Origin of the sequence: Trabulsiella odontotermitis, assembly GCF_001188485.1 — a bacterium.
Classification (GTDB): Bacteria; Pseudomonadota; Gammaproteobacteria; order Enterobacterales; family Enterobacteriaceae; genus Trabulsiella; species Trabulsiella odontotermitis_A.
In genome coordinates this window covers 1-9,495 of the sequence record NZ_JNGH01000112.1, presented here as the reverse complement: position 1 = coordinate 9,495, position 9,495 = coordinate 1, and the positions used below count along the sequence as shown (strand labels likewise).

Here is a 9,495-nt window from a genome sequence, read left to right as displayed (position 1 = left end):
ACCACGCCGGAGAGCGGCATGCCGCCCGCCAGGCTTTTCGCCATCGTCATCAGATCCGGCTTCGCGTCATAATGTTGCATGGCGAACAATTTGCCGGTACGGGCAAAACCGGTCTGCACTTCATCAGCAATCAACAGAATACCGTGGGTGTCGCACAGTTTGCGCAGCCCCTGAATAAAATCAGCAGGGGCGACGTTGAAACCGCCTTCGCCCTGCACCGGCTCCAGAATAATCGCCGCCACCTGATCGGGCGCGATATCCGCTTTGAAGATACGATCCAGGCTCTGCAGTGCGTCGGCGGTGGTCACGCCATGCGCAGCATTAGGATACACGCCGTGATACACCGAGCCAGGGAACGGACCAAAGCCGATTTTATACGGCGCCACTTTACCGGTCAGCGCCATGGTCATGAAGGTACGACCGTGGAAGCCGCCGCCAAAGGTAATCAGCCCAGGGCGCCTGGTGTACGCGCGGGCGATTTTTACCGCGTTTTCAACCGCTTCCGCACCGGTGGTAAAGAACGCTGTTTTAGCCGGCCCCGCAATCGGCGCCAGTTCATTAATACGCTCGGCCAGCGCGACATAGCTTTCGTAGGGAACGATCTGGTAGGCGGTGTGGGTAAAGGCCCGAAGCTGTTTTTCTATCGCCGCAACCACTTTCGGGTGGCGATGACCAGTGTTCAGCACGGCAATCCCGGCGGCGAAATCGATCACTTCGTTCCCTTCGGTATCCCACAAGGTGGCGTTCTCTGCCTGCTGAGCATAGTAGCCGCACATTACGCCCACGCCGCGCGGCGTTGCCTGTAAACGACGCTGATTCAGTTCGTTATTTTTCATGCTGCTGTTCCCCATCATTGATTCGGTCAGTGTTAACAACTTTGAAACAATGTCACGGTTTTACCTCTTAAGCGGTCCTATAATCGAGTACCAGTTTCGAATAATTGAGGGATCCAATTGCGTTCTTTAGTGTGCGATCTCCTGCAGCTGCGGATGGATGAGCAATGCGAAGGCAAACTGCATAAGAAGCTCTATAACGCGGTCCGTCTGTCGATTCTCGACGGCAGTCTGCCGCCACAGAGCCGTTTGCCACCGTCACGTGATCTCGCCGCGCAGCTTAAGCTTTCACGAAACACAGTGCTTACTGTCTACGAACAGCTTGGCGCCGAGGGGTATATTGTTTCCTGGTCCGGCAGCGGTACCTTTGTGGCGCAGACGGTACCGGACAGTCTGTTGTTTGCCTCCCGGCCCTGTGCTGAGGGCGTCCGCAAAACGCGCAATGTGACGTTCTCGCAACGCGGCCAGCGCCTCCTTGAGCATAGCAGCGCCAGCCCGCGTCAGTGGGGCGCATTTCTGCCCGGCATTCCCGACGTCAACGAATTTCCGCACACGCTGCTGCGTAAAATCCATCATCGCGTCAGCCGTAAACCCCTGCCGGGGCAGTTTTCCTACAGCCCGTCCGGTGGCAGTCCTGCGTTACAACAGGCATTGATGGAGTACCTTCGCGTGGCGCGCTCGGTGCGCTGCACGCCGGATCAAATTCTCATCACCGAAGGCATTCATCAGGCGATCGATCTGGTATCGCGCATGCTGTGTAACCCCGGCGACAGCGCCTGGATTGAAGAACCCGCCTACTGGGGAATTCGCAATGTGCTGCAGATGAACGGCGTGGAGCTGCGGGCGATTGATGTCGATAAAAACGGCATGAACCCGCCCGAGCACGCTGAAACGCCGCCCCGGCTGATTTTCGTCACGCCATCGCATCAGTATCCGCTCGGCTGCGTGATGAGCCTGGAGCGCCGCCAGCGGCTGCTCACCCTCGCCCATCAGACCGGTAGCTGGATTGTGGAGGATGATTACGACAGCGAATTTCGTTTTTCCGGCCAACCTATTCCGGCGCTGCAGGGGCTGGTGGAGGATGCGCCAGTCATCTACACCGGTACGTTCAGTAAAACGATGTGGCCCGGTCTGCGCCTCGGTTACGTCGTACTGCCGCAGGCGCTGGCGCAAACGCTGAAAATCGCGCATGCGGAGCTGTATCGCGGCGGGCGGCTGTTGGATCAGGCTACGCTGGCGGAGTTTATCGCCGAAGGGCATTACACCGCCCACATTCGCCGTATGCGCCTGCTCTACGCCCGACGGCGGCAGAAACTGGCGGGACTGATCATGACTTATCTGGGGAAAGACGCGCTCAGCGACTTCAATGATAATGCTGGTTTACATCTTGTGCTGAAACTCAAGGACGATTGCGATGACGTGGCGATTGCCCGCATGGCGAATGAACGGGGTGTGCTGGTGCGCCCGCTCTCACGCTACTACCTGAAAAAAACAGCGATGCGTGGTTTGCTAATGGGGTTTGCAGCAATGAAAGAAGAAGAGATGGAAGGGGCGTTTAAAGTACTGCTGGGCTGTATAAAAAAATAAAGCCGGGTATGTGACCCGGCTTCTCGCTTTTCCTGCGGTTACGCTTCAATCGCGGCGCGCAGTTTTTTCATCGCGTTCTTTTCAAGCTGGCGCACACGCTCGGCAGAAACCCCGTAGCGGTCGGCCAGCTCCTGCAGCGTGGACTTGTTGTCTTCGTCCAGCCAGCGGGCGCGGATGATGTCCTGACTACGCGCATCAAGACCTTCCATCGCGTGGGTCAGTTTGTTGGCGGCCTGATCTTCCCAGTTATCCTCTTCAATGCCATCAGCAAAGTTAGAAGATTTATCCTNCAGATAAAGCACCGGGGCCATCGGCTGGCTGTCGGATTCGTCGTCCGGCGACATGTCAAACGTCATGTCCTGCGCCGCCATACGCGATTCCATTTCACGCACGTCTTTGCTGGAAACGCCCAGTTCACGGGCTACCATTTCCACTTCATCCTGATTAAACCAGCCCAGACGCTGCTTGGTTTTGCGCAGGTTAAAGAACAGTTTACGCTGTGCTTTGGTGGTGGCGACCTTCACGATACGCCAGTTACGCAGCACGTATTCGTGGATTTCTGCTTTGATCCAGTGAACCGCGAAGGAGACCAGACGCACACCCACTTCCGGGTTGAAGCGACGCACGGCCTTCATCAGACCGATGTTACCTTCCTGAATCAGGTCAGCCTGCGGCAGGCCGTAGCCCGCATAATTACGAGCAACGTGAACAACAAAGCGCAGGTGAGACAGGATCAGCGTTTTAGCTGCTTCCAGATCGCCCTGGTAATGCAGCTTTTCAGCCAGCGCCCGCTCTTCATCAGCCGACAACATCGGCCATGCGTTTGCAGCCCGGATGTAAGATTCCAGGTTACCAACGGGGGCTAAAGCTAAAGTTTGCATTTCTTTGGTCATTCAAATCCTCTCAATTCGTTTCTTCTGAACCGTGCCGTCCCTCTTAGAGGCAACAAGCATGCCAGAACTTATGAGCAACGAGATTAGCATTCACTCTTTTATCAGACAGTGATTTTATCCACAAGTTCAATGCAACCTTGTGGGTAAATTACGCACAAAATGTGACACGGCGATGATAATGCGAGGGAAGAGAGAAACAGGGACTCTTCCCTGCAGAGCGATTTTCGATGCAGGGAAAGAGTATATCAGAATTTTTTTAGTCCGGCGTAAAGTGGCGTAAATGTTGTACGGTCGCCAGCCACGCCGCCACCCAGCCAATCATCGCACTGACCAGCAACAACAACAGGCATTCGTCAAACGACAGACCGCTCAGCTCAAACTGGGTGCCGAACACTTTCGCCACTTCGGTCACCGCCGACGACAGCCGCATCACTAATATTTCAGACAAAATGAGGGACAAAAACGCACCAGAGAAGCCTAACAGCGCCCCTCCATAGAGGAATGGTCGCAGGATAAACCCGTCCGTCGCGCCGATCAGCTTCTGCACGTTGATGGTATCACGACGGGCAAATATGCTCAGACGCACACTGTTGCCGATGACGAGGAACACCGCCGCCACCATCAGTACGCCGATCATCGCCGATACCCGGCCCACCAGGCCGGTTAACGACGCCAGCCGCGCAAACCAGCTGTCATCCATACGCACTTCGTCCACGCCGTGAACCTGCGCCACGCGATCGCGCAGCGTATTCAGCGACTCGGTACCCTGGAAATCAAGTTTCGGGATCACCACCGCCACGGCGGGCAACGGGTTCTCTTCCAGCATATCCAGCGCGCCGCCAAAGCCGGACCAGTTACGGAACTCGCCCAGCGCTTCTTCACGCGAAAGATAGTTCACTTTCTCCACACCCTGCTCGGCCTGAAGCTGCGCCACCACCTGCGCGGCCGCGTCATCGTCCAGCGTTTTTTCGAGATAAACGGTGATCTGCGGCGATGGATAATACTGCGCCGCGGCGCTGTTGACGTTTTTATACACCATATAACAGACGCTCGGCAGCGTCAGAGAAATGGCGATAACCATCACCGTCAGGAACGTCGCCAGCGGTTTGCTTTTCAGATCCTGCAGCGCGCCCTGCCAGGCGTAACGCACCTGCTCATTAAAAACGTTGGTTTTACGGGAGTTCGGTTTTGGTGCCGCTTTGGCGCGTTTCGGCGCATTGCGATTACCGTCGCCCTGCCCGCCGCCGGATGTGCGGATGCGGTCAAAGCGGTTGCTGAACCGACGAATGTGATTCATTGCCTCGCGTTTATTCACCCTGGCCTCCATGCAAATGACCGTCGCTCAGCGTCAGCATGCGATAGGAGCGACTGGAGATCAGCCCCAGATCGTGCGTCGCCATCAGTACGGTGACGCCCACGCGGTTGAACTCTTCAAACAGACGCAGAATGCCTTCCGACAGCACCTCATCGAGGTTACCGGTCGGTTCATCCGCCAGCAAAACAGCCGGTTTATTCACCACCGCACGAGCGATACCCACACGCTGTTGTTCACCGCCGGAAAGCTGAATCGGGAGGCTTTTCGCTTTGTCGAGCAGGCCGACTTTATCCAGCGCCGCGGACACGCGACGACGGATGTCATCCCCGCTGGCGCCCGCGATGATCAGCGGGATCGCCACGTTGTCATAGACGGTGCGGTCCATCAGCAGATGGTGATCCTGGAAAATCATGCCGATCTGACGACGCAGAAACGGCACTTCGCGGTTTTTCAGCCGCGTGATGTCGTGGCCGCTAAACAAGATTTTCCCGGCGCTCGGACGCTCAATCCCACAGATCAGCTTGAGCAGTGTACTTTTCCCCGCGCCGGAATGGCCGGTCAGGAATGCCATCTCGCCCGGTTGCAGGTGGAATGTCACCCCCTGCAACGCTTGTCTCCCACCGAGATAGGCCTTGCTGACATGTTCAAAGCGAATCATTGTTAGTCCTCTCGGGCAAAAAGTGCCTCAATAAAATCGCCCGCACTAAACGGACGTAAGTCCTCTATACGTTCGCCAACACCGATGTAGCGGATCGGAATGCCGAACTGATCGGCAACGGAGAAGATCACCCCGCCTTTCGCGGTGCCGTCAAGCTTGGTCAGCGTGATCCCGGTCAGGCCCACCGCTTCGTGGAACAGTTTCGCCTGGCTGATGGCGTTCTGCCCGGTGCTGGCGTCGATGGTCAGCATCACTTCATGCGGCGCATCTTCGTCGAGTTTTTTCATCACCCGGACGATTTTCTTCAGCTCTTCCATCAGATGCGATTTGTTCTGCAAACGCCCGGCGGTATCGGCGATTAACACATCGATGTTGCGCGCTTTCGCCGCCTGAATGGCATCGAAAATCACCGACGCGGAATCCGCACCGGTGTGCTGGGCAATCACCGGAATATTGTTACGCTGGCCCCACACCTGGAGCTGCTCAACCGCCGCGGCACGGAAAGTATCACCCGCCGCCAGCATCACCGATTTACCCTGCTGTTCGAACTGACGCGCCAGCTTGCCGATGGTGGTGGTTTTACCCACGCCGTTAACACCAACCATCAGAATAACAAACGGCGTTTTGCCTTCAACATTCAGCGGTTCGTCCACTTTTGCGAGGATATCGCCCATCTCATCTTTCAGCAGACCGTACAGTGCTTCGGCATCGCGCAGCTGTTTGCGGCTCGCGCCTTCGGTCAGATGGGTGATGATCTTGCGGGTCGTTTCCACACCAACGTCGGCAATCAGCAACTGTTCTTCCAGCTCCTCAAACAGATCATCGTCGATTTTTTTGCCACGGAACAGACTGATAAATCCGGAACCGAGATTTTCTTTGGTCTTCAATAGGCTGCGTTTCAGGCGCGAGAAAAAGCCCTCTTTGGTGGGTTTTTCCTGCTCCTGCGGGGGAGCCATGTCCGTTTCCGGCTCAACGTCGGCCTCGCCGTCGATGGCGTTTTCCGCCGCGTCAGCCGCCGCCAGCGCCTGCGCTTCCAGTTCGTCGTCAGAAAGTTCAGGCTCGTCTTCCGGTAATGCTTCCGGCAACGGCAATTCTTCGCGCTCAACCACCGTCTCAACCAGCGGCACATCCACCGGCTGCGGTTTTTCGCTTTCGACGATCTCTTCGGTTACGTCAACGACATCGTCGGCAAAGGCGTCGATATCCGCTTTACTGTGGGCGGGCGTTTCCGCGTCGACGTCAGCGACATCTTCAGTAACGTCATCAGCAACATTATCAACCACAGGTTCAACGGTTATTTCTTCTTGCTGTTCTTCCGCTATCGCCTGCTGCTGTTCGTCTACCTGCTGTTCAACGTCGGTTTCCTGCACCTGCTCTTTCTGACCAAAGCCCAGCCAGGAAAACAGGCCACGTTTTTTCTCTTTTGCCATTGGCGACCACACTCCTCGCTGTTGATTCATGGCACAGCCGCCTTATCGCAAACAGGGGGCTGAAAAAAATGGTAAATTAGCGGTGTAGTCTACCACTTAACTTAGCGCGCATCACCGCATTAAGGTTTCGTCGACCGCCTCTCATCGCTAGAATAGCAGGGGAAAAGAGTGAGCTGAGCAATAAAATGAAGAAANNCGGCCCCCGCCAGCCCCGGTCTGCGCCCAACCACCGATCGGGTCCGCGAAACCCTGTTTAACTGGCTGGCGCCGCATATGGTCGATGCACGTTGTCTCGATTGTTTTGCCGGTAGCGGTGCACTGGGGCTGGAAGCCCTTTCCCGCTATGCCGCCAGCGCAACGCTGCTGGAGATGGATCGCGATGTCTCCCGGCAATTACAGAAAAACCTTGCCACACTAAAAGCGGCCAACGCCAGCGTGGTGAATACCAATTCGCTGACCTTTCTGGCGCAGCCGGGCACGCCGCACGATGTGGTGTTTATCGATCCGCNNGCCGCCGGTGCCTGCCAGTTGGGATTTGCATCGGGAAAAAGTGGCGGGGCAGGTCGCTTACCGTTTGTATCATCGGGACACGCAAGGAGAAAACGATGCTGATTAATTTAGGACGCCTGCTGATGCTGTTCGTCTGGGCGTTTCTGCTACTGAATCTGGTGCAGCCGTTTCCGCGTCCGCTGAACATTTTTGTCAATGTCGCGCTGGTGTTTATGGTGCTGATGCATGGCATGCAAATGGCGCTGCTGAAAACGACGCTGCCGAAAGACGGTCCGCAGATGACCACCTGGGAGAAGATCCGTATTTTCCTGTTTGGGGTGTTTGAGCTGCTGGTCTGGCAGAAGAAGTTTAAAGCGCAGATGAAGAAGTAATTTGTGCGTTTTGGCCCGGTGGCGCTTCGCTTACCGGGCCAATAAGTTTAATGTTCTGCGGTAAATCCCTCAAATCTTGACCCTTTGTAACTCAGCGTTCCCTTATCGCCGACGGTCAACTGGTGATACTGTTTTTCATTCAGACGAAACGTCATTTCCAGCCCACCGTTTTCCGGCTTAAAGCTGACGTCATAGCGCATACTGCTGCCCGCCGGGGCGACAATCTGCTGGCGTGAGCGGCGATCGTCCAGCACTTTCTCGCGTTTATTGCTGACCACCACCCGCTTTTGCATCAGCGGCGCGGCGTCGTTATCCATTTTTTCGCGGCGCTGCTGGACGTAACGAAACGACGCGGCAACGACGATAATCGCCACCACCACGACAAAAAACAGCGGCATTTTACTCATTCATCAGTCCCATAAGAATTTACGGAAATCAGCATACCGCGGCACGTCGTGCATTGTCATCCCTCTGTCCGGGGCACTACACTGAAAGGTAGAGTGATGAGCTTACCGCTCATTCAACAATAACAGATACAGGGACTTACTATGCTTTGGTCGTTTATTGCTGTCTGTTTATCCGGCTGGTTGTACGTCGATGCGTCGTATCGCGGCCCCGTCTGGCAACGCTGGGTATTCAAACCTGTCACCCTCATCCTGCTTCTGCTGCTGGCGCTGCAGGCGCCGATGTTCGACACCGTCAGTTATCTGGTGCTGGCGGGCCTGTGCGCCTCGCTGGTGGGTGATGCGCTCACGCTGTTGCCCCGTCAGCGGCTGTTGTACGCCATTGGCGCTTTTTTCCTCTCACACCTGCTGTACACCATCTATTTCGCCAGCCAGATGACGCTCTCGTTTTTCTGGCCGCTGCCGCTGGCGTTGCTGATTATCGGCGCACTGCTGATTGCAACGATCTGGACCCGACTGGAAGAGTTCCGCGTACCGGTGCTGACCTTTATCGCCATGACGCTGGTAATGGTCTGGCTGGCGGGCGAGCTGTGGTTCCTGCGGCCCACCAGTCCAGCGCTTTCAGGCTTCCTTGGTGCGGCATTGCTGCTGGTGGGCAATATCGTCTGGATGGTCAGCCACTACCGCTACCGCTTCAAAGCGGACAGCGCGATTGCTGCGGCCTGCTACTTTGCCGGGCACTTCCTGATCGTTCGTTCACTTTATCTGTAATTAGCGCTTGACTCTGGAGTCGACTCCAGAGTGTATCCTTCCCGTTAATGAGAAAATTATCATTAACGGAGGACGCCATGTCGGCTTCAGAATCGGGCGGCAAAAAGGCCCCACAATTCTCTTCATTCAAAATCGCGCCGGTCGTCAAAAAGGTCGATGAGTGCTGCTGCGACGGCGGTTGCGAGACGCCTGCACCGGTCGCCGAAACACCCGCCACGGGTTCCCGCTACAGCTGGGTGGTCAACGGCATGGACTGCGCCGCCTGTGCGCGCAAAGTCGAAACGGCGGTGCGCCAGGTCAGCGGCGTCAGCCAGGTTCAGGTGGTTTTTGCCACCGAAAAATTGCTGGTGGATGCCAGCGGCGACGTACGCCTGCAAGTGGAAAACGCCGTGGCCAGCGNCGCCCCGCCCGCGCCTGCTCCGTCCCGTTTACAGGAAACCCTGCCGCTGATTCTGCTCATCATCATGATGGCGGTGAGCTGGGGGCTGGAGCAGTTTAATCATCCGCTGGGCAATATCGCGTTTATCGCCACCACCCTGGTGGGACTGTACCCCATCGCCCGTCAGGCGCTGCGCCTGATGCAAACCGGCAGCTGGTTTGCCATTGAAACGCTGATGAGCGTGGCGGCCATCGGCGCGTTGTTTATCGGCGCGACGGCGGAAGCGGCGATGGTATTGCTGCTGTTCTTAATCGGCGAGCGGCTGGAAGGCTGGGCGGCGAGCC

General features: G+C 56.4%; 10 protein-coding genes and 1 pseudogene. 5 read left to right on the top strand and 6 right to left on the bottom strand.

The window, feature by feature from the left end:
* Positions 1-836, bottom strand: an 836-nt coding sequence (locus tag GM30_RS19365; protein ID WP_049849941.1) for an aminotransferase class III-fold pyridoxal phosphate-dependent enzyme, incomplete at its 3' end; no start/stop codon positions are given.
* A gap of 117 nt (positions 837-953) precedes the next feature.
* On the opposite strand from GM30_RS19365, the gene pdxR reads away from it, so the two are divergent.
* Positions 954-2,420 (top strand): MocR-like pyridoxine biosynthesis transcription factor PdxR, encoded by a 1,467-nt coding sequence (gene pdxR, locus GM30_RS19360; RefSeq protein WP_049849940.1) that lies wholly within the window; start codon positions 954-956, stop codon positions 2,418-2,420.
* Positions 2,421-2,458: 38 nt separating this feature from the next.
* On the opposite strand, the gene rpoH is transcribed toward pdxR, so the two are convergent.
* From rpoH to ftsY, 4 genes are all read right to left on the bottom strand, one after another.
* Positions 2,459-3,313: an RNA polymerase sigma factor RpoH gene (rpoH, locus tag GM30_RS19355; protein ID WP_049849939.1), complete on the bottom strand. Its 855-nt coding sequence runs from the start codon at positions 3,311-3,313 to the stop codon at positions 2,459-2,461.
* Between the two features lie 256 nt (positions 3,314-3,569).
* Positions 3,570-4,628, bottom strand: a complete 1,059-nt coding sequence (gene ftsX, locus GM30_RS19350) for a permease-like cell division protein FtsX (protein ID WP_049849938.1) — start codon at positions 4,626-4,628, stop codon at positions 3,570-3,572.
* Positions 4,621-5,286 carry a cell division ATP-binding protein FtsE gene (gene ftsE / locus GM30_RS19345; RefSeq protein ID WP_049849937.1) on the bottom strand — a complete coding sequence of 222 codons (666 nt, stop codon included), beginning with the start codon at positions 5,284-5,286 and terminating at the stop codon, positions 4,621-4,623. The genes ftsX and ftsE overlap by 8 nt, the downstream gene beginning before the upstream one ends.
* Positions 5,287-5,288: 2 nt before the next feature.
* Entirely contained in the window at positions 5,289-6,716 is a 1,428-nt protein-coding gene (ftsY, locus tag GM30_RS19340) for a signal recognition particle-docking protein FtsY (RefSeq protein WP_049849936.1), read from the bottom strand.
* Positions 6,717-6,917: 201 nt separating this feature from the next.
* Between ftsY and rsmD the strand changes: the two are divergent.
* Positions 6,918-7,332: pseudogene (gene rsmD, locus GM30_RS19335) on the top strand (16S rRNA (guanine(966)-N(2))-methyltransferase RsmD); the annotation flags it as partial.
* Positions 7,322-7,597: a DUF1145 family protein gene (locus GM30_RS19330; protein ID WP_049849935.1), complete on the top strand. Its 276-nt coding sequence runs from the start codon at positions 7,322-7,324 to the stop codon at positions 7,595-7,597. The pseudogene rsmD and the gene GM30_RS19330, both read left to right, overlap by 11 nt.
* A gap of 47 nt (positions 7,598-7,644) precedes the next feature.
* Here GM30_RS19330 and GM30_RS19325 read toward each other — a convergent pair whose 3' ends face one another.
* The gene (locus GM30_RS19325; RefSeq protein WP_049849934.1) at positions 7,645-8,004 is read right to left on the bottom strand and encodes a DUF2500 domain-containing protein; all 360 of its coding nucleotides are present in this window, start codon (positions 8,002-8,004) and stop codon (positions 7,645-7,647) included.
* A gap of 141 nt (positions 8,005-8,145) precedes the next feature.
* Here GM30_RS19325 and GM30_RS19320 point away from each other — a divergent pair, with 141 nt between their 5' ends.
* Positions 8,146-8,772: a lysoplasmalogenase gene (locus tag GM30_RS19320; RefSeq protein ID WP_049849933.1), complete on the top strand. Its 627-nt coding sequence runs from the start codon at positions 8,146-8,148 to the stop codon at positions 8,770-8,772.
* A 77-nt stretch (positions 8,773-8,849) separates the two neighbouring features.
* Positions 8,850-9,495: cation transporter (locus tag GM30_RS19315; protein WP_193391794.1), on the top strand; the 646-nt coding region annotated here is incomplete at its 3' end.

Coding starts and splice junctions, on each gene's coding strand:
- GM30_RS19325 (WP_049849934.1), bottom strand. CDS start 8,004: ATGAGTAAAATGCCGCTGTTTTTTGTCGTGGTGGTGGCGATTATCGTC.
- ftsE (WP_049849937.1), bottom strand. CDS start 5,286: ATGATTCGCTTTGAACATGTCAGCAAGGCCTATCTCGGTGGGAGACAA.
- ftsY (WP_049849936.1), bottom strand. CDS start 6,716: ATGGCAAAAGAGAAAAAACGTGGCCTGTTTTCCTGGCTGGGCTTTGGT.
- GM30_RS19330 (WP_049849935.1), top strand. CDS start 7,322: ATGCTGATTAATTTAGGACGCCTGCTGATGCTGTTCGTCTGGGCGTTT.
- GM30_RS19320 (WP_049849933.1), top strand. CDS start 8,146: ATGCTTTGGTCGTTTATTGCTGTCTGTTTATCCGGCTGGTTGTACGTC.